At 56.8% G+C, this 23348-nt stretch carries 28 protein-coding genes and 1 tRNA gene; 16 read left to right on the forward strand and 13 right to left on the reverse strand.

Annotation, left to right across the window (positions count from 1 at the left end; genetic code table 11):
- Window position 1: 1 nt before the first annotated feature.
- From pyrF to aroA, 7 genes are all read right to left on the reverse strand, one after another.
- Window positions 2-721 (reverse strand): orotidine-5'-phosphate decarboxylase, encoded by a 720-nt coding sequence (gene pyrF, locus FIV46_RS06465; protein ID WP_139939636.1) that lies wholly within the window; start codon window positions 719-721, stop codon window positions 2-4.
- Between the two features lie 53 nt (window positions 722-774).
- On the reverse strand, window positions 775-1098 hold the full coding sequence (locus FIV46_RS06470; protein ID WP_139939638.1) for a LapA family protein: 324 nt from the start codon (window positions 1096-1098) through the stop codon (window positions 775-777).
- Between the two features lie 65 nt (window positions 1099-1163).
- Window positions 1164-1442, reverse strand: a complete 279-nt coding sequence (gene ihfB / locus FIV46_RS06475; protein WP_139939640.1) for an integration host factor subunit beta — start codon at window positions 1440-1442, stop codon at window positions 1164-1166.
- A gap of 33 nt (window positions 1443-1475) precedes the next feature.
- Window positions 1476-2384, reverse strand: coding sequence for a signal peptide peptidase SppA (sppA, locus tag FIV46_RS06480; RefSeq protein WP_219845933.1), 909 nt, complete (start codon window positions 2382-2384; stop codon window positions 1476-1478).
- Window positions 2385-2570: 186 nt separating this feature from the next.
- A complete protein-coding gene (gene rpsA / locus FIV46_RS06485; protein WP_139939642.1) occupies window positions 2571-4277 on the reverse strand; it encodes a 30S ribosomal protein S1 in 1707 nt (568 codons plus the stop codon).
- Window positions 4278-4429: 152 nt separating this feature from the next.
- The gene (gene cmk / locus FIV46_RS06490; RefSeq protein WP_139939644.1) at window positions 4430-5062 is read right to left on the reverse strand and encodes a (d)CMP kinase; all 633 of its coding nucleotides are present in this window, start codon (window positions 5060-5062) and stop codon (window positions 4430-4432) included.
- Entirely contained in the window at window positions 5062-6396 is a 1335-nt protein-coding gene (aroA, locus tag FIV46_RS06495; RefSeq protein WP_139939645.1) for a 3-phosphoshikimate 1-carboxyvinyltransferase, read from the reverse strand. The genes cmk and aroA overlap by 1 nt, the downstream gene beginning before the upstream one ends.
- Window positions 6397-6604: 208 nt before the next feature.
- Between aroA and FIV46_RS06500 the strand changes: the two genes are divergently transcribed.
- The 3 genes from FIV46_RS06500 to FIV46_RS06510 all read left to right on the forward strand — a co-directional run bounded on the left by FIV46_RS06500 (window position 6605) and on the right by FIV46_RS06510 (window position 9894).
- The gene (locus FIV46_RS06500; protein ID WP_139939647.1) at window positions 6605-6955 is read left to right on the forward strand and encodes an FYDLN acid domain-containing protein; all 351 of its coding nucleotides are present in this window, start codon (window positions 6605-6607) and stop codon (window positions 6953-6955) included.
- Between the two features lie 87 nt (window positions 6956-7042).
- A tRNA-Ala gene (locus FIV46_RS06505) sits at window positions 7043-7118 on the forward strand.
- 316 nt (window positions 7119-7434) lie between these two features.
- The gene (locus FIV46_RS06510) at window positions 7435-9894 is read left to right on the forward strand and encodes a TonB-dependent receptor (protein ID WP_139939649.1); all 2460 of its coding nucleotides are present in this window, start codon (window positions 7435-7437) and stop codon (window positions 9892-9894) included.
- A gap of 84 nt (window positions 9895-9978) precedes the next feature.
- Here FIV46_RS06510 and hslU read toward each other — a convergent pair whose 3' ends face one another.
- Both hslU and hslV read right to left on the reverse strand, forming a co-directional pair.
- Complete coding sequence (gene hslU, locus FIV46_RS06515) at window positions 9979-11289, reverse strand: ATP-dependent protease ATPase subunit HslU (protein WP_246056876.1); 1311 nt, start codon at window positions 11287-11289, stop codon at window positions 9979-9981.
- Complete coding sequence (hslV, locus tag FIV46_RS06520) at window positions 11289-11840, reverse strand: ATP-dependent protease subunit HslV (protein WP_139939654.1); 552 nt, start codon at window positions 11838-11840, stop codon at window positions 11289-11291. The genes hslU and hslV overlap by 1 nt, the downstream gene beginning before the upstream one ends.
- A gap of 244 nt (window positions 11841-12084) precedes the next feature.
- On the opposite strand from hslV, the gene hisB reads away from it, so the two are divergent.
- The 8 genes from hisB to FIV46_RS06560 are packed head-to-tail and all read left to right on the forward strand — an operon-like array spanning window position 12085 to window position 16608.
- Window positions 12085-12690, forward strand: a complete 606-nt coding sequence (gene hisB, locus FIV46_RS06525) for an imidazoleglycerol-phosphate dehydratase HisB (protein WP_139939656.1) — start codon at window positions 12085-12087, stop codon at window positions 12688-12690.
- Between the two features lie 27 nt (window positions 12691-12717).
- Complete coding sequence (locus FIV46_RS06530; protein ID WP_139939658.1) at window positions 12718-13179, forward strand: DUF2628 domain-containing protein; 462 nt, start codon at window positions 12718-12720, stop codon at window positions 13177-13179.
- Entirely contained in the window at window positions 13176-13829 is a 654-nt protein-coding gene (gene hisH / locus FIV46_RS06535; RefSeq protein WP_139939660.1) for an imidazole glycerol phosphate synthase subunit HisH, read from the forward strand. Before FIV46_RS06530 ends, hisH begins: the two co-directional genes overlap by 4 nt.
- Before the next feature lie 20 nt (window positions 13830-13849).
- Entirely contained in the window at window positions 13850-14395 is a 546-nt protein-coding gene (locus tag FIV46_RS06540; RefSeq protein WP_139939662.1) for a GNAT family N-acetyltransferase, read from the forward strand.
- Window positions 14396-15136, forward strand: a complete 741-nt coding sequence (gene hisA / locus FIV46_RS06545) for a 1-(5-phosphoribosyl)-5-[(5-phosphoribosylamino)methylideneamino]imidazole-4-carboxamide isomerase (RefSeq protein WP_139939664.1) — start codon at window positions 14396-14398, stop codon at window positions 15134-15136.
- Window positions 15136-15894, forward strand: coding sequence for an imidazole glycerol phosphate synthase subunit HisF (gene hisF, locus FIV46_RS06550; protein ID WP_139939666.1), 759 nt, complete (start codon window positions 15136-15138; stop codon window positions 15892-15894). The genes hisA and hisF overlap by 1 nt, the downstream gene beginning before the upstream one ends.
- Before the next feature lie 10 nt (window positions 15895-15904).
- A complete protein-coding gene (locus FIV46_RS06555) occupies window positions 15905-16225 on the forward strand; it encodes a phosphoribosyl-ATP diphosphatase (RefSeq protein ID WP_139939668.1) in 321 nt (106 codons plus the stop codon).
- Window positions 16226-16248: 23 nt separating this feature from the next.
- Window positions 16249-16608 carry a histidine triad nucleotide-binding protein gene (locus FIV46_RS06560; protein ID WP_139939670.1) on the forward strand — a complete coding sequence of 120 codons (360 nt, stop codon included), beginning with the start codon at window positions 16249-16251 and terminating at the stop codon, window positions 16606-16608.
- 80 nt (window positions 16609-16688) lie between these two features.
- Here the strand turns inward: FIV46_RS06560 and FIV46_RS06565 are convergent, their stop codons facing one another.
- Window positions 16689-17021: a hypothetical protein gene (locus tag FIV46_RS06565; protein ID WP_139939672.1), complete on the reverse strand. Its 333-nt coding sequence runs from the start codon at window positions 17019-17021 to the stop codon at window positions 16689-16691.
- A 356-nt stretch (window positions 17022-17377) separates the two neighbouring features.
- Here FIV46_RS06565 and FIV46_RS06570 point away from each other — a divergent pair, with 356 nt between their 5' ends.
- Entirely contained in the window at window positions 17378-17845 is a 468-nt protein-coding gene (locus tag FIV46_RS06570; RefSeq protein WP_219845935.1) for a PAS domain-containing protein, read from the forward strand.
- Window positions 17846-17866: 21 nt separating this feature from the next.
- On the opposite strand, the gene FIV46_RS06575 is transcribed toward FIV46_RS06570, so the two are convergent.
- Together FIV46_RS06575 and FIV46_RS06580 are read right to left on the reverse strand one after the other, a co-directional pair.
- Window positions 17867-18307: a hypothetical protein gene (locus FIV46_RS06575; RefSeq protein ID WP_139939676.1), complete on the reverse strand. Its 441-nt coding sequence runs from the start codon at window positions 18305-18307 to the stop codon at window positions 17867-17869.
- Window positions 18307-19314 (reverse strand): adenosine kinase, encoded by a 1008-nt coding sequence (locus tag FIV46_RS06580; protein WP_139939678.1) that lies wholly within the window; start codon window positions 19312-19314, stop codon window positions 18307-18309. The genes FIV46_RS06575 and FIV46_RS06580 overlap by 1 nt, the downstream gene beginning before the upstream one ends.
- Before the next feature lie 150 nt (window positions 19315-19464).
- Between FIV46_RS06580 and FIV46_RS06585 the strand changes: the two genes are divergently transcribed.
- Both FIV46_RS06585 and FIV46_RS06590 read left to right on the forward strand, forming a co-directional pair.
- Complete coding sequence (locus tag FIV46_RS06585) at window positions 19465-20217, forward strand: EI24 domain-containing protein (RefSeq protein ID WP_139939680.1); 753 nt, start codon at window positions 19465-19467, stop codon at window positions 20215-20217.
- Window positions 20214-20729, forward strand: coding sequence for a hypothetical protein (locus tag FIV46_RS06590; RefSeq protein WP_139939681.1), 516 nt, complete (start codon window positions 20214-20216; stop codon window positions 20727-20729). The genes FIV46_RS06585 and FIV46_RS06590 overlap by 4 nt, the downstream gene beginning before the upstream one ends.
- On the opposite strand, the gene nth is transcribed toward FIV46_RS06590, so the two are convergent.
- Window positions 20662-21303, reverse strand: coding sequence for an endonuclease III (gene nth / locus FIV46_RS06595; protein WP_139939683.1), 642 nt, complete (start codon window positions 21301-21303; stop codon window positions 20662-20664). The two genes, FIV46_RS06590 and nth, sit on opposite strands and share 68 nt — an antisense overlap.
- 74 nt (window positions 21304-21377) lie before the next feature.
- Between nth and FIV46_RS06600 the strand changes: the two genes are divergently transcribed.
- Complete coding sequence (locus FIV46_RS06600) at window positions 21378-21887, forward strand: DUF2244 domain-containing protein (protein WP_139939685.1); 510 nt, start codon at window positions 21378-21380, stop codon at window positions 21885-21887.
- A gap of 62 nt (window positions 21888-21949) precedes the next feature.
- Window positions 21950-23293 (forward strand): alanine/glycine:cation symporter family protein, encoded by a 1344-nt coding sequence (locus FIV46_RS06605; RefSeq protein ID WP_219845937.1) that lies wholly within the window; start codon window positions 21950-21952, stop codon window positions 23291-23293.
- Window positions 23294-23348 lie beyond the last annotated feature (55 nt).

The following is a 23348-nucleotide window of genomic DNA, read 5'->3' on the forward strand; positions in this document are numbered from 1 at the left end:
ATCAGGCTCCGAGCTCTTTGGCGATGGTCTGGGCGGCAACGGCGGGGTCCTCGGCCTGGGTGATGGGGCGGCCGATGACGAGATAGTCGGCGCCCTTGTCGATCGCCTGCCTTGGGGTCATGACCCGTTTCTGGTCGCCGGTGGCGCTGCCGGCCGGCCGGATGCCCGGCACCACCAGCTTGAAGTCCCGGCCGCAGGCTTCCTTGATCAGCTCGATTTCCAGCGGTGAACAGACCACGCCATCGAGGCCGCTGTCTTTGGCCAGACGGGCCAGTTTGACCACCTGGTCGGCCAGCTTGTTCTGGTAGCCAACGGCTTCGAGGTCGCTTTCATCGAGACTGGTCAGGATGGTGACGCCGACGATGATCGGGCGTGGACAACCAACGGCCTCGGCCGCTTCCGTTGCCGCCTTGGCCGCCGCTGCCATCATGGCCGGGCCGCCGGCGGTATGGATGGTCAGGATCGATGGAGCCAGCGGCATCAGGGCGTGGATCGCCTTGGCAACCGTGTTGGGAATGTCATGCAGTTTCAGGTCCAGGAAGATCGGCATGCCGGTCCCGGCCACCTGGCGGAATCCGGCCGGGCCGTTTGCCCCGAAAAATTCCAGGCCCAGCTTGACGCCGCCGACATGCGGGGCGAGGGTGCGGGCGAGGTCACAGGCTTGTGCCGTATCTGTGGTGTCCAGGGCGCAAAGAATGCGCCGGTGGGCGTCTGTACTCATGCTGACAATCCGGTTTTGCTTCACCCCTGACAAGGGCCGAAAGGCGGTCAGGGCTATTTCTGCTGTTTGATTTCGGGGTTTTTTGTCTCACGAACCGGCCGGTTTGACAAGGATTTTAACTCACTTTCCAGGTCCCGGACCTGTCTTTCCAGTTGCCTGCGGCTGCGGCGGTGTTTGAAGGAACTGGAAATGGCGACGATCCAGCCGGCGCCGAGGCCGATAAAAATGCCCAAAAACACCAGAAGGTATTCAGGAATGCCCTGGATGGTCCACGGCAGCGGATGGAGGCTGAGGTCCACCGTTTCCTGGTTGGAGACAGCAATGATGATGCAAAAGATAGTGAATACGGCAAAGGCCGCATAAATGAAATAACGCATAAACCTGTTCACAAATAACAGCCGCCGGACGATCCGGCGGACTGGTCTGATTGATTAATCTGCGCTTAGTCGTTCAGCTTTTCCCTGAGGTCTTTGCCGGTCTTGAAGTAAGGCACATATTTTTCGGGGACATGAACGGTTTCGCCGGTACGCGGGTTGCGGCCGGTGCGTTCCGGACGATGCTTCACTGAAAAAGCGCCAAAGCCTCTGAGCTCCACCCGATTGCCTTCAGCCAGAGCCGTGGTAATTTCCTCAAATATTGTATTAACAATGCGCTCAACGTCACGCTGATAAAGGTGCGGGTTGGCTTCCACCAGTCTGTTTATGAGCTCCGACTTTATCATCGACTTTTCCCTATTGTTTGTAGTATCCCACATTTAGTAACTGTCAGGTTGCCAGACAGAAATCAGCCCGTCAAGGCTAAGTGCTTCATTAAAAGGCATTTTTCCCATAATAGAGTTAAAAAACTCTTCAAGTAGGAGCTCTTTCCTGCTTTTATCCACATCAATCACAGGCAATTCATCGGAAATGTCATGTTCGGCGGACAGCCAGGCGACGGCTTCCACCTGTCCGCCGAGAGAATCGACGAGTCCATTGGAAAGCGCCTGCCGGCCGGTATAGACTCGCCCGTCCGACAATCTGCGGACTTGTTCCAGGTCCATCTGGCGCCGGTCTGAGACAAGCCCGATGAACCAGTCATAGCTGTCGTCAATCATGGACTGGAAGACGGCGCGGGCTTCTTCCGGGATGGGATGGACGCCATCGGGGCTGCCTTTGAGCTTGCCGCTTTTGATCTGCTCGCTGCCGATGCCGATCTTGTCCATCAGGTCGCCGAAATGGCTATATTGCATGATGACGCCGATGGAACCGGTGATGGTGGTTTCCCGCGCGAAGATCCGGTCGCCGGCCAGCGCGGTAATATAGCCGCCGGACGCCGCCAGCGATCCCATGGTGATGACCACCGGCTTCTTCTCGGCCACGGCGCGGATGGCGTGATAAAGCTGTTCGCTGGCGGTGCTGCCGCCGCCCGGGCTGTTGATGTGAACGATCAGGGCCTTGGCGTGTTCGTCATCGGCGATGGCGCGGATGTTTTCATCCCGGGCGGTATTTTCCATGATGACGCCGGAAACGGTGATTCTGGCTACATAGGGGGTGGGGACCGGACCGGCCGGGCTGACCATCATCAGCAGGACCAGAATGCCCAGGATAACGGCGGCAATGCGCCAGAAGGTCACTTTTTTCCGGAGCCGCCGGCGATCGATGACCATTTCAAAATTATCACTCATGGAATATCCCCGGTTTCGGACGCTCTCGCCCGGTTGAACATGTTGCCCGATATTAGTTTTTTTTATTCCCGGCTGTCCAGCGCTTGTTTGCCAGTGCTTGATTGATGGTATGGTGTTCGGGGGCCGGAAAAAGAAAAACCCGCTCGGCGAGGAGCGGGTTTTCCGGATGCTTTATGGGTGAAAGACTTACTTGTCGTCTTCCTTGCCTTCGGCCAGGGCAGCGCCCAGGATATCGCCGAGGCTGGCGCCGCTGTCGGAGGAACCGTACTGGGCCACAGCTTCTTTCTCTTCGGAGATTTCAAGCTGCTTGATGCTCAGGCCGATTTTGCGGCTTTTCTTGTCCATGTTGGTCACCAGGGCGTCAACTTTGTCGCCGACGGAGAAGCGTTCCGGACGCTGCTCGGAACGGTCACGGCTGAGGTCGCTGCGGCGGATGAAGGCTTCCATGGCCTGGTCGTCTTCACCGACAGTGACTTCAAGACCGTTGTCGGTAACAGCGGTAACCGTACAGGTGACGGTGCTGCCTTTTCTCAGGCTGCTTGAGGCCATCGGATCGCCGCCCAGCTGTTTGATGCCGAGGGAGATGCGTTCCTTGTCTACGTCAATGTCGAGGACAACGGCTTTGACCACGTCGCCTTTTTTGTATTCGGCAATGGCTTCTTCGCCGGATTTGTTCCAGTCCAGGTCGGACATGTGAACCATGCCGTCCACGTCGCCTTCCAGGCCAACGAACAGACCGAATTCGGTGATGTTCTTGATTTCACCTTCGATTTCGGTGCCGACCGGATGAGTAGCGGCAAAGGTTGTCCACGGGTTGTCCATGCACTGTTTCAGGCCCAGGCTGATCCGGCGTTTTTCCGGTTCAATCTCGAGTACCATGACTTCAACTTCCTGGCTGGTGGAAACGATTTTGCCCGGATGGACGTTTTTCTTCACCCAGCTCATTTCGGAAACATGGACCAGGCCTTCGATGCCGTCTTCCAGCTCAACAAAGGCACCATAGTCGGTGATGTTGGTGATCCGGCCGGTCAGTTTGGAGCCAACCGGATATTTGGCTTCGATGTTGGACCACGGATCTTCCTGCAGCTGTTTCATGCCCAGGGAGATACGCTGTGTTTCCGGGTTCAGGCGGATGATCTGAACTTTGATGGTGTCACCGATGTTCAGAACTTCGGACGGATGGTTGATGCGTTTCCAGCTGATGTCGGTGACATGCAGCAGGCCGTCAATGCCGCCGAGATCAACGAAGGCACCATAGTCGGTGATGTTTTTGACAACGCCTTCAACGACCGCACCTTCGCTCAGGCCTTCGATCAGTTCCGCACGCTGTTCGGCGCGGGTTTCTTCCAGGATGGCCCGGCGGGAGACAACGATGTTGCCGCGCTTGCGGTCCATTTTCAGGATCTGGAACGGCTGTTCGATGTTCATCAGCGGGGTCACGTCACGGATCGGGCGGATGTCGACCTGGCTGCCCGGCAGGAAGGCCACGGCGCCGTTGAGGTCAACGGTGAAGCCGCCTTTAACGCGACCGAAGATGACGCCCTTGACGCGTTCTTCATTTTCGTAGGATTTTTCCAGCTGTACCCAGGCCTCTTCGCGGCGGGCTTTTTCACGGCTCAGCTGTGCTTCGCCCCGGGCGTTCTCAACACGATCAACAAAAACCTCGACGGTGTCGCCGACGTTCAGTTCGGGAGTCTGTCCGGGCAGGGCAAATTCTTTAAGGGGGATGCGACCTTCAGCTTTGAGGCCGATGTCAACAATGGCTGCTTCTTTATCAAGGCCGATGATGGTGCCGGTAACGACTTTGCCATCAAAACGTTCGGCTTCACCAAGAGTTTCGTCAAGAAGCGCGGCGAAATCCTCAGTGGTTGGTACTGACAGTTCAGTGCTCATAAAGTGTCCTTCTTTCAAATTTTGTCTTTTTCCGGCCTGCCGGTTGTCTCCGACGGTCTTGGAAATCGTTCATTACAAATACACCCCGGTTTCCGATCCCTTGATTCTGACCCTTCAACCGGTGTGTGATTCTGTTGCAAAAATGGCGGAAATCAGCCGTTTATCAGTGACAACGCCTTTTGGAACACGGCTTCTATATCCGAATTTGTCGTATCAAGCAAGTGCGCATCTTCTGCGGGTTTCAGGGGCGCTGCACTGCGGTTCATGTCGCGTTCGTCCCGTTCCCTGAGCTCGGCAAGTATTATCTCATATTCGTCAGGCGCGCCGTCCTCGCCGAAAATCTCCAGAAACCTACGTTTTGCGCGGGTTTCCACGTCGGCAGTGATGAAGATCTTATGGTCTGCCTCCGGGCAGATCACCGTGCCGATATCGCGGCCGTCGAGTACGGCGCCCGCTTTGCCGCCCGGCGGATGGGCGGCGAAATCCCGTTGATAATCCAGCAGAATCTGGCGGACGGCGGGAATGGCCGCCACTTTCGAGGCCGCGGCCCCGGTCGATTCGGTGCGCAGTTCCGGGTCGGTCAGGTCGACCTCTGCCACCTTTCCGGCTGCGGCGACGGCGTCGGCCTCATTGTCCGTCCGGCCGCCGGCGCGCAGGACCGAAAGGCCGACCGCGCGGTAAAGGGCGCCGGTATCGAGATGGGCATAGTCAAAATGAGCGGCCAGCTTGCGGGCCAGGGTGCCTTTGCCGGAGGCGGCGGGGCCGTCGATGGCGATAACCGTCATTATTTATTTTCTCCGGCAGGGTGGATATTTGCGCCCAGTCCGTTCATCAGCTCCCGGAAGATGGGGAAGCTGGTTTCAATCACCGAGCCGTCATCCACGGTGACCGGCTGTTCGCTTTGCAGGCCGAGGGTCAGGAAGGACATGGCAATACGGTGATCCAGGTGAGTTTCTATGACGGCGCCGCCTGCCGGCTTTTCGCGGCTGCCGGTGATGGCCATGCCGTCGTCAAATTCCTCCACGTCGATGCCGCAGGCGCGCAGGCCCTTGACCATGATGGCGATACGGTCGCTTTCCTTGACCCGAAGCTCCTCGGCGCCGCGCATCATTGTGGTGCCGTCGGCAAAGGCGGCGGCAATGCAGAGAATGGGATATTCATCAATCATGGACGGGGCGCGGTCTTGCGGCACCGTGATCGCTTTCAGCCTGCTGTGGCGGACCCTGAGGTCGGCCACCGGTTCACCGCAGTCTTCGCGCTCATTCACGAACTCGATATCCGCCCCCATTTCCTTCAGGGTAATGAACAGGCCGGTGCGGTCCGGGTTCAGTCCCACGTTACGAATGGTGATATCGGAACCGGGCGTGATCAGGGCGGCAACCACCGGGAAAGCGGCCGAAGACGGGTCGCCGGGAACGGTCAGATTGCGGGCCGTCAGTTCCGGCTGTCCGGTCACGGTGATGACCCGGCCACTGTCCTTGGGTGTTGTTGTGGTGTCGACACCGAAAAAGCTGAACATGCGCTCGGTATGGTCCCGGGTCGGCTTTTTCTCAAAAATGGTGGTGGTGCCCGGCGTATTCAGGGCGGCCAGCATGATGGCGGATTTGACCTGGGCTGAGGCCACCGGCACGTCGTAGCTGATCGGCACCGGCATGCCGGTGCCCCTGACCGTGAGCGGCAGGGTGCCGTTTTCAGAGCCATGGAATTCGGCACCGAACGATTCCAGCGGATCGGTGACCCGTTTCATGGGGCGTGACGACAGGGAAGCATCGCCAATGAAGGTGGTGCTGAACGGATAGGTGGAGATCAGGCCCATCAGCAGTCGCGCCCCGGTGCCTGAGTTGCCCATGTCGAGGGCGCCTTCCGGTTCGTGCAGGGCGCCGACGCCGACGCCGTGGATATGCCAGGTGCCGTCTTCGTCCTTGCGGATATCTGCGCCCAGCGCCCGCATGGCGGCGGCGGTGTTGAGGACATCTTCTCCTTCCAGCAGGCCGGCAACCAGGGTTTCGCCAATGGCCAGGCTGCCCATGATCAGGGCGCGGTGGGAAATGGACTTGTCACCGGGAACATTGACTGTTCCTTTAAGATTGTCGGTGGCGGAGGAGAGAAGCTGATTCATATCGTAACGGCTTTGTACTTTTGGGATTGTGACATTTGCCGCCCAGATAGCATATTTGGGACGGTTTCTGCCACATATTATCGCGATTTATCTAAGAAAAATGCAAAGCCGCCGTTTTTCGGGACGATTAGTCTTTGACAGACAATAAATATCATGGCAAAGGAAGGCTTTTCTGAAACAGTCATGTTACAGGTTATGGAGAAGAATATTGGCTAAACCTGAATGGGGTACCAAACGTCAGTGCCCGAAGTGCGGCACCCGCTTTTACGATCTGGGAAATGATGACCCGATCATGTGCATCAGCTGTGATCACAAGTTCAAGCCGGAAATCATTCTGAAAAGCAAACAGCATGCCATGGAAATCATTCCGAGCGCATCTTCCAAAAAAGATGAAGAGGATGATGATGTGCTGCTGGATGATGATGATCTGCTTGAAGACGATGACGATGTGGATGTGGATCTTGACGAAGACGACAATACCACGATCCTGTCCGATGAGGATGACACCAATGTCTCCGACGTGGTTGATGCCCCGGTCAAGAAGGGCGACGACGACTAAGTGAATTTTTTTGATATTTGTTCTTGATTATCTGCATCAGGATGAATATTTATTGCCTGCCTGTGATTCAGGAGCTGTTTTGGATACGGGGCTATAGCTCAGCTGGGAGAGCGCTACAATGGCATTGTAGAGGTCAGCGGTTCGATCCCGCTTAGCTCCACCAAAACACCGAAAACAAAAAGCCCGTCAACCTGGTTGACGGGCTTTTTGTTTGTCTTCCTTTCCGTTCCCTGTTCCCTGTTCGAAATTCTGCTGTATTTGCAAAGGATTGCATAAATGTGCTATATTTGCGGCAGAAGTTCTCCGTGTTCACGATGGTGCGAAAAATTATTATTGTATTTCAATGGAATAAAGTTTAAATTGTACCTGTTCTTATTTGCAAAAGAACGCAGTTATATAAAAATAAAAATGATTGAATGTGCTTCGGATTGAGGTGTTTCGAAGCCATGACTTTCTTATAACTTCATGGGAGGCTTTCAATGAAAAGCAAATCAATCCTACTTTTAGGGACGAGTCTGTTCGCGGTCGCGGCGTCGCCGGTGCTTGCGGAAACAACTCTGGAAGAAATTGTAGTGACGGCGCAGAAGCGTGAGGAGTCGTTACAGGAAGTGCCGATTGCCCTGCAGGCTTTTACCGGTGACCAGCTCCAGAAAATGGGGGTCAAGCGCGCCCGGGATGTGGTCAAACTGGCGCCGAACCTGAATATCTCCGGCCAGAACCCCGCCAACCAGCAGATCAACATCCGCGGTGTCGGCACCAACTCCTTCTTCGGCAGCGCCTCCGGTTCCGTAGGCATTTATATGGACGAGGTGACCATCAGTTCACCCTATATGACCTCACTCGGGCTCTATGATATGGAGCGGGTCGAGGTCCTGCGCGGACCGCAGAACTCCCTGTTCGGCCGTAACACCACCGGCGGGGCGGTGAACTATATCTCCAAAATGCCGGAAGTCGGCGGTGAAGTGGAAGGCTATCTTGACCTGGGTTATGGTCGCTTCAACGAAGTCGAAATCGAAGGCGCGGTCTCCATCCCGCTGGGTGATACCCTGGCAGTGCGTATTGCCGGCAAGTCCTATGACCGCGACGGCATCTGGCACGATGTGTTTGCCGATGACATGTTTGGCGAAAAGGATCGCAAATCCCTGCGCGGCACCCTGTTGTGGGAGCCGACCGATGCGACCAGGATCACAGCCAATATTCACTGGGCCAAGGAAGATAGTGAGTTTGATGGTTACCGCTATGTGGGCACCCGCGCCACGGCGGCCAATGGGGCGGCCGTTGATGGCGCCTTTGTCGGGCCGGCTCCGCTGGCCGGGAGCCAGATTGACTACGAAAATGGCATGTATGATACGGTAAACGCTCAGGGGATCGACTCTTCCTTCCCCAACTGGAACGACACCGCCCGGACCGGCGCCAACTATCACAAGGTGGATACCACCGGGGCCTACCTGAAAATCCAGCATGATTTCGAATCCATGACCCTGACCTCCATCACCGCTTACGATGAAAGCACGACCAAATTCACCGTGGATGCCAGCGGCGCCGGCAACACCAATGGCCAGGCCAACCTGATCATTGACCAGGACCAGGACTTTGAACAGTTCAGCCAGGAAATCAGGCTGGCGTCCCCGTCCGACCGGGAGTTCCGCTGGATTGTCGGCATGTTCTACTTCAATGAAGATGCCGTGCTGAGCCAGAATATCCGTTTCGGCGACGCTACCGTGTTGTCCTTGCCGTTTGATGCCGGAGATCCGGACATTGCCATCGGCCCGCCGATTTTGGCCGGTGGCTCTTTCGGCCTCTGGGCTCTGTCCCAGCATCTGGCCTTCGGTATTCCTGAAGCCGGCTATGCCAATTCCCTGGCCTTCAGTATTGCCACCATCGAGAACGAGGTCTGGTCGCCCTATCTGCGCACGGAATATGACTTCACCGATGACCTGACCCTGACGGTCGGTGTCCGTTATACCAGCGACAAGAAAAAAATGCCGTCTTACTACGTCGGCATTCTGGATACGTCCGGCCATGCTCTGGATACTTTCTGGAGCAATGACTATGTCCGTGCCGAAGCCGCCGCCCAGGCGCCGGGTGACTGTACTGAAGACGGACGTCGCTGTGCCGAGGATACCGTCGGTGACGATATCGACACAGAAGAATGGGGCGGCAGGATCGGCCTTGACTATCACGTCAATGAAGATGTCCTGGTATACGGCAGCTACTCTCGCGGTTTCCGGTCCGGCTCCTACGATATTGAATTCCTGCATGGTATTCATACCGGCTTCATCCGCCAGGACCTGACCACGGAAACGCTGGATGCCTTCGAAGTGGGTTTCAAGTCTGACCTGATGGACAACGCCATGCAGTTCAACATGGCGGCCTACTATTATATCTGGAAAAACCAGCAGACCTTCTATGTGGATCCTGCCACCGGTCCGGAGTTCGTCAATGTACCCAAATCCGAACTTTATGGCCTGGAGGCCGAACTGAAATGGGTGCCGGCGGATACCTGGTATGTCTCCGCTGGAGCAGGTTTCCAGCAAACCAAAATTCTTGAAGCCAGCCCGACGCCTGTGGATGAACAGGGACACGAACTTCCCTATGCCGCCAGCACCTCGTTTAATATGCTGTTGTCCAAGGATTTCTACATTGGCGACAATATCCTGAATATCCAGGGGACCTGGGCCTATCGCAGCTCACCAAAGGCAACCCTCAATACGGCGGACCTGATTGATGAACTGGGCGCCATGTCTGAACTGGGTGTTCGCGCCAGTTACAGCTTCGGGGACGAGCAGCAGTATTCCATCACGGCCTACGGGGAAAACCTGACCGAGGATAAATACTGTACCTACAAGTTTGACCTGGGCGTTATCAACGGGACTGCCTATTGCGTGCCCAATGAAGGCGTTGCCATTTACGGCGTTCGCGGCAAGGTCAACTTCTAAAAATAATCTCCCTTATACAGGCAGATATCAGGGAAGAGCCCGCTGGTTGGCGGGCTCTTCTTTATTTCCTGCGCTCTGGACGTCTTAGAGGATGAATTTAGTCAGGTCGGACCGTTCAGTCAGGTCGCCGATATGTTCGGTGACATAGGACTCGTCGACCACCACTTCCGTACCCGGTTTGTCGGTGGCTTCGAAACTAATGTCGTCCAGGATCCGCTCCAGCACCGTATGCAGCCTGCGGGCGCCGATATTTTCCACGGTTTCATTGACCTCGGCGGAAAGCTTGGCAATGGCGTCGATGCCGTCGTCGGTAAAGGTCAGGGTGACCTCTTCGGTGCCGAGCAGCGCCTTATACTGCTTGATCAGGCTGTAATCCGGTTCCACCAGGATATGACGGAAATCTGCCTCGGTCAGGGCATTGAGTTCGACCCGGATCGGCAGCCGGCCCTGCAGTTCCGGCAGCAGGTCGGACGGCTTGGAGACGCTGAAAGCGCCGGAGGCGATAAACAGGATATGGTCGGTCTTGACCGAGCCATATTTGGTGGCGACGGTACAGCCTTCAATCAGCGGCAGCAGGTCGCGTTGCACGCCTTCGCGGCTGACTTCGCCGCCGCGCCGTTCGTTGCCGCCGGCGATTTTATCGATCTCGTCAATAAAGACGATGCCGCTCTGTTCCACTTTGTCCAGGGCTTCCCTGACGATGGCTTCCTCATCCAGCAGCTTGTCGCCTTCGTCGGACAGCAGGATCTCGCCGGCGTCCTTGACGGTCATCTTCTTCTTCACGGTGCGGCCGCCGAACGCCTTGCCCATCAGGTCGTTGAGGTTCAGCATGCCCATGCTGGCGCCCGGCATGCCGGGGATGTCGATGGTCGGCATCTGGCTCGAGGCCGTGTCGGAAACTTCCACCTCGATTTCCTTGTCGTCCAGCTGGCCCTCGCGCAGCATCTTGCGGAATTTCTGCCGGGTTTCGGCGCTGGCGGTTTCCCCGACCAGCGCGTCGAGGATGCGTTCCTCAGTGCTCAGTTCCGCCTTGGCAGTGACTTTCTTGCGGTTTTCTTCCCGCACCATGCCAATGGCCAGTTCCACCAGGTCGCGGACGATCTGTTCCACATCCCGGCCGACATAGCCGACTTCGGTAAATTTGGTGGCTTCCACCTTGACGAACGGGGCATTGGCCAGCTTGGCCAGCCGGCGGGAAATTTCCGTCTTGCCGACCCCGGTCGGGCCGATCATCAGGATGTTCTTGGGCAGCACTTCTTCGCGCATGTCTTCATCCAGCTGCTGGCGGCGCCAGCGATTGCGCAGGGCAATGGCGACGGCCCGCTTGGCGTCCTTCTGGCCGATGATATAGCGATTAAGTTCTGAGACGATTTCACGGGGGGAAAAGGATGACATTATTTGGCTTCCAGTACTTCGACGGTCAGGTTGTTATTGGTATAGACACAGATTTCAGCGGCGATGCCCATGGCCTTGCGGGCGATTTCTTCCGCACCCAGGTCCTGGTCAATCAGGGCGCGGGCGGCGGAAAGCGCATAATTGCCGCCGGAGCCGATGGCGAGAATCCCGTCCGGGGTCTCCAGCACGTCGCCGTTGCCGGTCAGGACCAGGCTCACTTCCGCATCGACCACAATCATCATGGCCTCGAGCCGGCGCAGGTAGCGGTCCGTGCGCCAGTCCTTGGCCATCTCGACGCAGGCGCGGGTCAGTTGGCCGCTAAAGCGCTCCAGCTTTTCTTCCAGGCGTTCAAACAGGGCAAAGGCATCGGCGGTGGAGCCGGCAAACCCGGCGATGACACTGCCGTCGCCGAGGGGGCGTACTTTGCGGGCGTTGCCCTTGATCACCGTATCCCCGAGGGAGACCTGGCCGTCACCGGCAATGACCACTTTGTTGCCTTTGCGGATGCTGAGGATGGTCGTGCCGTGCCAGCTTTGCATTTGTTCGCTCATTTTATCATCCTGTTTTTATTCGACTTTATGACACCACATTTGGGCAATCCCGCTTGCAGGATCAAGGGTGCAGGTGAAAATATACGGCAAATCGCTATCCGGCAGCGACAAAATTTGCCTGCGGACTGGCGCTTTTCCGCGGCGGCTGCTATATGTGACGCGATTTTTTCTGTGACTGCCGCGGATTAATGTATTATAGCCACCAGAAAGGTCCGTGAAAAGGCAGAGTGTTAAGGAGAACCCCATGCGTAAAGCCAGTATGGAGCGTAAAACAAAAGAGACCGAGATCGCCGTTTCGGTCAACCTGGACGGGACAGGCGTCTATGACGTGGAAACCGGGATCGGTTTCCTGGATCATATGATGGAGCAACTGTCCCGGCACAGCCTTGTTGATATCACCATACGGGCCAAGGGCGACCTGCATATCGATTATCACCACACGACCGAGGATGTGGGGATTATCCTGGGGCAATGTATCGGCAAGGCGCTGGGCGACCTGAAAGGGATCACCCGGTACGGCAGTGCCATTATCCCCATGGATGAAACCTGTACCCGCTGCTCGCTGGACGTCTCCGGCCGGCCGTTCCTGGTGTGGAAGGTGAAATTCAGCCGCGACAAGCTTGGTGAAATGGATACGGAACTGTTCCTGGAATGGTTCCGGGCCTTTGCCTTTGGCGCCGGTATTACCCTGCATGTGGAAAATATGTATGGGGAAAATAACCACCATATCATTGAATCCAGCTACAAGGCGCTGGCCCGGGCCCTGCGCCAGGCTATTGAAATTGATCCGCGCAAGTCAGATGCCATACCCTCCACCAAGGGGGTTCTCGGTGACAAGGTGGACCTGTAAGCCTGTTTCAGACAGACGAGTACAGACATGAGCTATAAAACCTATACAGCCTATGTGCGTCCGGTTACCGAAGTCGCCGACAACGGCATTGATGTGGTGGTCGTGCCCGATGAATTTTCATTTGGCGCCATGATTTTCGGTCCGGTCTGGGCCCTGTTCCATCAGATGTGGATTGTGGCCGGCATTCTGGCGATCCTTTATCTTTTCCTGCTGTTCCTGGCTGATTTCCAGGGCGCGGGCCTCCTGTTTCTGGGCATGATCCTGGTCAGTGGCTTTGAAGCCATGACCTGGAAGGGCTGGTCGCTGGAAAAGAAAGGCTATATCGCAACGGGTATCGTCGGGGGAGATGACGAGTTTACAGCCCTGCGGCGCTTTTACCAGCTTCTGGCGGCCGGGGACCTCTCCCTGCCGCGTTTTGGGGCGGAAGCGAAGGGGCAGGCGCCCCATGCGCCGGTAGCAATAAAGAGCGCGGGAAGTCCTGAAAAATGAAGACAGTTATTATCGATTACGGTTCCGGCAATCTCAGATCGGCGGAGAAAGCGACCGAACGTGTAGCCGCCGAACTGGGCCTCGATGCGGAAATCCTGGTCAGTTCCCGGGCTGAAGATGTCCTGGCCGCGGACCGGGTGATTTTGCCCGGGGTCGGGGCGTTCGGTGATTGCATGGGGGGCCTGACCTCGCTCGAAGGCATGCGCGAGGCCCTGGAAGAGGTCGTTGTCGGCAAGGGCCGTCCGTTCCTCGGCATCTGTGTCGGCATGCAGCTGATGGCAACCGAAGGGCATGAGCATGGTAATCACCGGGGACTTGACTGGCTGAAGGGGACGGTTGAACCGATCCGGGTGCCGCAGGACAGCGGGCTGAAAATTCCGCACATGGGCTGGAACGAGCTTTATTTCTCGGACCGGGCGGCAAGCCATCCGGTGCTCGCCGGCCTGCATAACCGGGATCATGCCTATTTTGTCCATAGCTATTATTTCCGCCCGGAGGATCCGGAGACGGTGCTGGCGTCGGTTGATTACGGCGGACCGGTGACGGCCATTGTCGGACGTGATAATATCATTGGAACGCAATTCCATCCGGAAAAGAGCCAGGCGGTGGGACTTCGCCTGCTGGGGAATTTCCTTGGGTGGACCCCGTAACGGGTCTGTTGGAGGTCTGAATGGTCAGCGACAAGCAGGACAATCCCTCGCCACGTCTTGAAGTGGAAGTGGCCGGCATGCTGGAAAATGTGGCCCTTGAGCAGCTGTGTGTCGTCACCCGGGAAGCCATCGATGACGGCATCGGTTTCGGCTGGCTCAACCAGCCGCCGCAGAAAACCCTGGAAAATTACTGGCGAGGGGTCATGTTGATGCCGGACCGCACGCTGTTCATCGCCCGTATGGATGGCCAGGTCTGCGGCGCCTGCCAGCTTGTCAGGCCGCCGACCAGCAATGAAGCCGGGGCTTTCGCCGCGGAAATAGTGAACTTCTTCCTGGCGCCGTGGGCGCGGGGCTTTGACCTGGCCAAGAAAATGCTGAAAGAGGTCGAGGAATATGCCCATGAGCAGGGCTTCCGCAGCCTCAACAGCAACATGCGGGCGGACCAGCAGGCGGCCATTGCCGTCTGCGAATGGCTGGGCATGAAAAAATGGGGCATCAAGGAGCGGTACGCCATGATCGACGGAAAATTTGTGCCCGGTTATTATTATACGAAGGATATTGATTAGATGATTTTATTTCCAGCCATTGACCTGAAAGACGGCAACTGCGTCCGGCTTTACAAGGGGGAAATGGACCAGGCCACGGTATTTAACGACAATCCCGCCGACCAGGCGCGCAAGTTCCAGGACGCGGGCTGCGAGTGGCTTCATCTGGTGGACCTGAACGGGGCCTTTGCCGGCAAGCCGGTTAACGGCGAGGCTGTGGAGGCTATTCTCGGGGCTGTGGATATTCCCGTGCAATTGGGCGGCGGCATCCGCGATATGGCCACCATCCAATACTGGCTGGACAAGGGTATTCGCCGGGTCATTCTGGGCACTATCGCGTTGCGTAATCCGGAACTTGTCATCGAAGCCTCCAGGGAATTTCCCGGCCATGTCGTGGTCGGCATTGATGCCCGTGGCGGCCATGTAGCGGTGGAAGGCTGGGCGGAAACCTCGGAAATGACCGCAGTTGACCTGGGGAAAAAATTCGAGGACGCCGGGGTGGCCGCCATTGTCTATACCGACATCGACCGGGACGGCACCATGCAGGGCCTGAACGTCGAGGGCACCATCGCCCTGTGCAACGCGCTGACTATTCCGGTGATTGCCTCCGGCGGCGTCGCCAGCATGGAGGACCTGCGCGCGCTCAAGAACGCAGCGGACCGGGCCACCGGCACCATCGAAGGGGCCATCTCCGGCCGAGCGCTCTATGACGGCAGGCTGGACCCGGTCGAGGCCATGGCGTTCCTGAAAGGAGAGGCCTGATGCTGAAGGCGCGCGTTATTCCTTGCCTGGATGTCAAGGACGGCCGTGTGGTCAAGGGGGTAAATTTTGTCGGCCTGCGTGATGCGGGCGACCCGGTGGAACAGGCGCAGATCTATGATCAGGCGGGGGCGGACGAGCTGTGTTTCCTGGACATTACCGCGTCCAGCGATAACCGCGGCATCATTCTGGATGTGGTGCGCAAGACGGCGGAGCAATGTTTCATGCCGCTGACGGTGGGCGGCGGTGTCAGGACCGAGGAAGATGTCCGCAACCTGCTGCTGGCCGGGGCCGACAAGGTCTCTGTCATGACCGCAGCGGTGAAGCGCCCGGAACTGGTCCGCGAACTGGCGGAAAAATTCGGCAGCCAGTGCATCGTCGTCGCGATCGACGCCAAACAGGTCGGTCCGGACAAATATGAAGTCTTCACCCACGGCGGGCGCGAGCCGACCGGCATTGATGCGGTGGAATATGCGAAAAAGGTGGCTGACTATGGCGCCGGTGAAATCCTGCTCACCAGTATGGACCGGGACGGCACCAGGCAGGGCTTCAATATCGATCTGACCCGGGCCATTGCCGATGCCGTGACGATTCCGGTGATCGCCTCCGGTGGGGTCGGCAATCTGGACCATCTGGTGGAAGGCATTCGCGACGGTCATGCGACGGCGGTGCTGGCCGCTTCCATTTTCCATTTTGGCGAATATACTATCGAGGAAGCCAAGAAATATATGGAGAAGGCCGGTATTCCGGTGCGACTCTAGGGGACGCAAAATGAAAAATACCGATGTTCTGGAACGGCTGGCCGTTTTGATGAAGGAACGCAAGGCCTCCGCGCCGGAAAACAGCTATGTGGCCTCGCTCTATCGCAAGGGGCGCAACAAGATCGCCCAGAAGGTGGGTGAGGAGGCCGTGGAAACGGCGATTGCCGCGGTCGACGGCAGCCATGACGAGGTGATCGCGGAATCCGCCGACCTGATTTTTCACCTGATGGTGCTGTGGGCGGACATGGATATCCGGCCGGAAGAGGTATATGCCGAACTGGCGCGCCGGGAGGGTATTTCCGGCATCGAGGAAAAGAACTCACGGGGCTGAACTCCCGGGAAAGGAAATGTGAAATGGCTTATGATCCGGAAAATGTCTTTGCAAAAATCCTGCGCGGGGAACTGCCCTGCAACAAGGTCTATGAGGATGACTACAGCTTGGCTTTTCACGATATCAATCCCCAGGCGCCGGTCCATGTTCTGGTCATCCCCAAGGGCGACTATGTCAGCATGGATGATTTCACCGCCGAGGCGCCGGCCGAACTGGTGACCGGGTTTTTCCAGGCTGTGGGAAAAGTGGCGCGCCAGCTGGAACTGGTCGAACCGGGATACCGGATCCTTGCCAATATCGGCACCCACGGCCACCAGGAAGTGCCGCACCTGCATATCCATATCTTTGGCGGCCGGCCGCTTGGCCCGATGCTGGCCAGATAGGTTCAATAGCTGCCCGAAACGAAAAAAGCAGCTCCCGCAAGAGCTGCTTTTTTGATACTTAAACCCTGAGTGGCCAGGTTTTAGCTTTCAGTCTGCTCGTTGAATTCGCGGATGGCGGCATTCAGTTTTTTGGCAGCTTTCACTTCAACAGCGTGGGCATAGGCCAGTTTGTTTTCAATGGCGCTTTTGTGGGCATAGCTGCTGATGGAGTCCAGCAGGCATTTTTTGTAGGCTTCGTTGGCCGGCTGATATTCGTTGCGGAATTTCTCGACCATGGAAATCAGTTCTTCAGCGCCGGAAATATAAGCGTCCGGGATTTCCGGGGCGGTCGGCTTAACACAGTTAGCTGCCAGAGCAGGAGTGGCAAACAGAGTAGCAAGGCAAATGCCGGTCAGTACGATATTCTTTTTCATAATAAGGCTCCTTTAAACCAAAAATTAACTGCAAAGAGCTCCCTAATTTCTTGTTCTTGTTGCGATGCAATAAAAATATGCAAAATAGCTATGCGTGAGAAGCTGTCAATTCTGCAAACCAGCCATGTGCAAAACTAATAGCTGATTAACAACTGGTTAACGGCGGCAGGCCGCGGTTTCCAGTCTATATCAACGCAATCTTATGTAACATCATGATTTTATTTGCAATTTTTGCTTGTATGGAGAGTGTTTTTATCTAAAATTCCAATTGCATGTACACGCAAGTAATTCGATGGGGCCCGCGAGGGATGTTATTGGGGTAGGTACAGTTGAGTAATAGAATATTTAATAGTGATGTGAAGTTGGATGATATTCCGGTAGAATCCCTGCAGACGCTATTCACATACTGGAATGAAATTCGCGGCAGCCGGGCCATGCCGGCCAGGGTTGATATAGAACCCGCGCGACTTGCCTCCATCCTGCCCATGCTTGTCCTGATTGATGTGGAAAGTGACCCGATGCGTTTCAAGATACGCCTGATGGGCTCAGAGAATGTCAAGGTCGCAGGAGAAGACATGACCGGGCGGTATATTGAGACCCTGAACAGTTACGACAGGCTATATGAGAACCTGACCTGGCTGGTGGATAACCGGTTGCCTTATCTTGCCTGCGGCACGGTGGACTGGAGAGCAAAAAATTATATGAGCTACCACACCCTGGGATTGCCTCTGTCGGACAATGACCGGGACGTGAATATGATTTTGTTCGGTTTCTATTATTTCTTTAACAACGCTGCAGGAAACGGCGGCCCGCAACAGATCTGAACTGGCCTGGTGGTCCAGTCCCTATTGTCCGGAGGTGTCCCCATCGTCCTCGCCGGCGGACGTTTCAGTGGAATCCGACGTATGGGCTGCCTTTTCCTGGGGAGACGTATCCCCGGCTGTTTCGCGGGATTTGAAATCACGGATGGCCTGGTTCAGGGCGTTGGCCAGGCGGCTTTCAATGTCAAAGGCCGCATCATGTCGACTGGTCCATTCTTCCTTCTGCTCATCGGTGGCGAAATCTCCGACAGCAATCCGTTCGTTCTTGATGCAGTTCTGGAATTTTCGGACATCGGGCTGGAACTCCGTCTTGAAGGCATGGATGACTTCCAGCAAATGCTCCTTGCTCACGGTTTTTCCATCGGGAATGATTGGGCGTTTGGGAAAATGACATTCTGCATGTCCTGCCTGGGCAACGCCGGCGGCCAGCAGCAGGGGCAGAAGAACTGATTTGACGGTAGACATTACATATCCTCTTCACTTGTGCCCATATTCTGGGACAGAAATGCCTTCAGGTCAATATCCGGCCGGGCCCCCATGTGGGTGATGACCTCGCTGGCGATCAGGTTGCCGATGCTGCCGCAGGTGGCCAGGTCTTCACCGGTCACGTAACCGTGCAGGAAACCGGCGGCAAAAAGGTCGCCGGCGCCGGTGGTGTCGACCAGGTTGCTGACCTGGCGCCCGCTGACTTCGATGCTCTCGCCATTGGCGGCAATAACACATCCTTTGGCGCCGCGCGTAACGGCGGCAATTTCGCAATGTTCCCGGGCCGCGGCCAGGGCTGTTGCCAGGTCGCGCGTATCGAACAGCATCAGCAGTTCTTCCTCATTGGCAAACAGGATGTCGATATCGTCCCGGGTCAGGGACAGAAACTCTTCCCGGTGGCGGTCAACACAGAAGGGATCGGACAGGCTGAGCGATGTTTTCCGGCCCGCCTCATGGGCCAGGGCGATGGCTTTGCGAAAGGCGTTCTTCGCGTCTTCCGGATCCCACAGGTAGCCTTCCAGGTAGGTGATCGATGCGCCCTTGATGGTCTCGTCATCAATGTCCGCTTCCGTCAGATTAACGCAGGCGCCGAGATAGGTGCACATGGTCCGTTCCGCATCCGGGGTGACCAGCACCTGGCACAGGGCGGTTGCCGGTCCGTCCTCAGCATGGGCGGCCGGAAAGTCGGTGCCGAGCGCCGTAATGTCATGGCGGAAAATCCGTCCCAGCTGGTCGTCCCGCACCTTGCCGATGAAGGCGGTTCTGTGGCCGAGCGAGGCCAGGCCGGCGACGGTGTTTGCCGCAGAGCCGCCGGAACATTCTATGGCCTGTCCCAGGGTTGCATATAATTTTGCAGCATCCGCTTCATCGAACAGCTGCATGCTGCCTTTGGCCAGTTTGTGTTCGGCCAGGAAATCGTCTTCCACATGGGTGAGAATGTCCACGATGGCATTGCCGATGCCGACCACTTCATATTTTTTTGTCATATCCAACTCCTGCAGGTGCGCCGAGTATAGTTATCCGGGGGCGCTGTGCAAGGTCATTGTTTGGCGGCGGTTTGGGAAATGGGTCTTGCCTTTTCCGCAAAAATCTCCATATTTTGAAAGAGGGTATTAGGGGCAAGGAAGGAAGAACAAGTGAACCATCTGTTGACCTCGGTCGAACGGACCCTTGCACAAATTTTCGACAGCGCGTTCCTGCGCGTCTTCATTCTCGGCATGATTACGACTTTTGTGGCGCTGGCGGCCGCCTTTTTTCTGGCCGAGGCGCTCAAGGATCAGATACCCTATCTGGATTTCGACTGGGAGTGGGTTCAGTCGATCATGGACTGGCTGTTCGGCTTTGTCCTGATCTGGCTGGCAGTTTTGTTTTTCGTTCCCATTTCGACCATTTTCGTTTCCATTTTCCTGGACGATGTGGTCGATGCGGTGGAGGATAAATATTACACCACGCACAAGGCCGGCAAAAGGCTGGGGCTGTGGCATCTCAGCTATCTGGCGGTGCGCCTGTCGCTGTATATCGTTCTTTTGAATATCCTTGCAGTTCCGTTTTACATTATCTTCTTCTGGACCGGAGTCGGTCCGGTCGTCATCTTTTACCTGCTGAACGGTTATCTCCTGGGCTGGGGCTATTACGAAATGGTGGCGGTGCGCCATCTCGGCATCAGGGAATCCGGCGAACACCGCAAATCCATTCGCGGATATGTCTTGTTTGCCGGCCTGGTCATTACCGTCCTGTTCACGATTCCCATCGTCAATCTCACCGCACCGATCCTGGCGGCGGCCATCATGTGCCACGTTTTCCATCTGACCATCCGGGACCGCCAGGCGGAAGGCCATGCCTTTGCCCGGGAATATGGTCATAGCGGCCAGGGTACGGACGACCTATGAGGAAAATTGTCCTTCTGCTCAGCGTGCTACTGGTTGCCGGTTGTGGCGGGGCCGGCGATGAGCCGCCGGTCTCGGAGGTGCCGCCGGAGGAGCCGGCGCCGGAAGCCGCGGTTCAGGTGGCCGTGCCGGAACCCGAACCGGAACCGGAACCGCTGTTCCGGATCGAGAATATTGTCGGCCTGTCCCCCCATACGGTCGAAGATATCCTGGGGGCGCCGGAAGTGGTGCGCCACGAGAAGGACGCCCGGGTCTGGATGTACAAGAACAGCAACTGCGTCATCCATCTCTATTTCTATGAGAATGAGCTGGGCGACCTGGTGCTGGATTATGTGGACAGCATGGCGGCCGACCTGTCGGCGCCCAATCCCACGGTGTCCGGGGATGCCTGCCTCGACAGTTTTGTGATCAAGCGGGAGATGTTGCCGGAAGCGCCGGCCCGGAAGATTAATCCTCAATCACCGTCTTCTGCTTATAGCGACACAGATCCCGAACCGGACACACCGGACAATTAGGCTTCCGGGCCTTGCAGATATAGCGCCCGTGCAGGATCAGCCAGTGATGGGCATGCAGGGCGAATTCCTCGGGGATGATTTTTTCCAGTTTCTTTTCCACGGCCAGCGGGGTTTTGCCCGGGGCCAGGCCGGTGCGGTTGGAAACCCGGAACAAATGGGTGTCCACGGCGATGGTCGGCTGGCCAAAAGCGATATTGAGTACCACATTGGCGGTTTTGCGCCCCACGCCGGGCAGCTTTTCAAGCTCTTCCCGTTTCTGCGGCACCTCGCCGTCATACTCGTCCACCAGGATGCGGGCGGCCTTGATCACATTGGCCGCCTTGGAATTATACAGGCCGATGGTCTTGATATAGTCCTTGAGGCCGTCCTCACCCAGGTCGAGCATTTCCTGCGGGGTGGAAACCACCTTGAACAGGTCCCTGGTCGCTTTGTTGACCCCCACGTCGGTCGCTTGCGCCGACAGGGCCACGGCCACCAGCAGGGTATAGGGGTTGGTGTAATTCAGTTCCCCCTTGGGTTCCGGATCAAGATCGTGGAGGCGGGAGAAAAACTCGTAAACATCCTGTTTTTTCATTTTCTAGCGGTCCTTCTTATGGGCGGGATATTAACGGGCTTGGTTACGCAAGGGAAGAGGTCTATACTGCAATAATGCAACAAAGTAACGACAAAATCTGGTTTGACGCCACCCTCTATCCGCACAGGTCGCTAAGTCCGCGCGGCTTCGTGATCCTTATGGTCCTGATTTCCCTGATCAGCTTTACCGTTGGCCTGGTCTTTTATCTCAGGGGCGCCTGGCCTATTTTCGGCTTCATGGGCCTGGATGTTCTGCTGATCTATGTGGCGTTCAAGCTCAATTACCGCTCCGGCAAACTGGTGGAGACCATCTCGATCATTGGCGATGAACTGATCGTGCGCCGGATTGACCACAAGGGCGAGGAGCAATGCTGGGCTTTCAATCCCTACTGGGTGAAGGTCGGGCTCGAATTCCGCAAAAAAGACCCCAAACCGATCCGCCAGCGTCATCTGTTCATTTCTTCCCACGGGCAGGGGCTTTTTGTCGGCGAATTCCTGACCGAAGAGGAACGGGAAGACGTGAACCGCGACCTGGCCAGTGCCCTGTGGCGCTATAAAAACAGTGGCCATCCGGCAGCCGTCTGACGTCGGGGCAGGTATTTTTTATGGAAGTAATTGAGTCTTTTTTTAACGGATTTTCTGCATTTATGTGGGGCAAGCCCCTGGTCGCTCTCATCGTGCTGGGCGGCCTGTTTTTCATGACCTATTCCCGGTTCCAGCCCTATAAATATATCCCTCATGCCTTTGATATCCTGCGCGGGAAATATGACCGGTTTGGCGGCCATGGCGACATTTCCCACTTTCAGGCCCTGTCCACGGCGCTGTCCGGTACCCTGGGCATGGGCAATGTCACCGGCGTGGCGCTGGCTATTACCATCGGCGGCCCGGGAGCGATCTTCTGGATGTGGGTGACGGCCATTGTCGGCATGGCTACCAAGTTTTTTACCGCCTCTCTGGCCGTGATGTACCGGGGCTATGACAGCAAAGGACATCTGCAGGGCGGCCCCATGTATGTGATCCGGGAGGGGCTCGGCCGCAAATGGATGCCGCTGGCGATCCTGTTCGCCATTGCCGGTCTGGTCGGCACTCTGCCGGTATTCCAGATCAACCAGCTGGTCCAGGTGATCCGCGACATGGTGGCGATTCCGGCCGGCCTGACGACGGCGGACAATCATTTTCTGTTCGACCTGGTGGCGGGGGTGCTGCTGGCGGGGCTGGTGCTGGCGGTGATTTCCGGGCGGATCCAGCGCATTGCCGATGTCACCAGCCGGCTGGTGCCGCTGATGGTGGTGCTCTATTTCCTGATGACAGCGGTGCTGCTGGTCCTGTATGCAGGCAACATCCCCGACATGCTGCTGCTGATCGTGAGTGACGCCTTTTCCGGCAAGGCGGCGGCCGGCGGCGCCATCGGCGGCGTAATCCTGATCGGGGTACAGCGCGGCGCGTTCTCTAACGAGGCCGGAATCGGTACCGAGTCGCTGGCGCACGGGGCGGCAAAAACCGATTATCCCACCCGCGAGGGACTGGTGGCCATGCTGGGACCGGTCATCGATACCCTGATCGTCTGTACCTGTACGGCACTGGCGATTCTGGTTACCGGGGTCTGGCAAGGCGAGGCCAACGGCATCAGCCTGACCGGCAGCGCCTTCGAGACCGCCTTTCCCGGGCTCGGCGGTTACCTTCTGACCGTGATGGTGTTTTTCCTCGCCATCAGTACGGTGCTCAGCTTCTGGTATTACGGCAGCAAATGCACCGGCTTTTTGATCGGCGCCGAGCGGGAACATTATTATTCCTGGTTTTATGCGGCTCTGGTGGTGATTGGCGCCATTGTCAGCCTGAAAACAGTGGTCGGCCTGATTGACGGCATGTATGCGGTTATGGCCATTCCGACCATGACTTCCACCCTGCTGCTGGCCCCCCGGGTGATGGAACGGGCCAGGATTTATTTTCACAATCTGGATCAAGAGGAAGCTGCCGCACAGGTCGACTGAGCCGTAAGACGCCCGGTGTTCACAATTGGGAAACATTTCTTCCCTATTTGTTTAT

Origin of the sequence: Emcibacter nanhaiensis, from assembly GCF_006385175.1 — a bacterium.
GTDB lineage: Bacteria > Pseudomonadota > Alphaproteobacteria > Sphingomonadales > Emcibacteraceae > Emcibacter > Emcibacter nanhaiensis.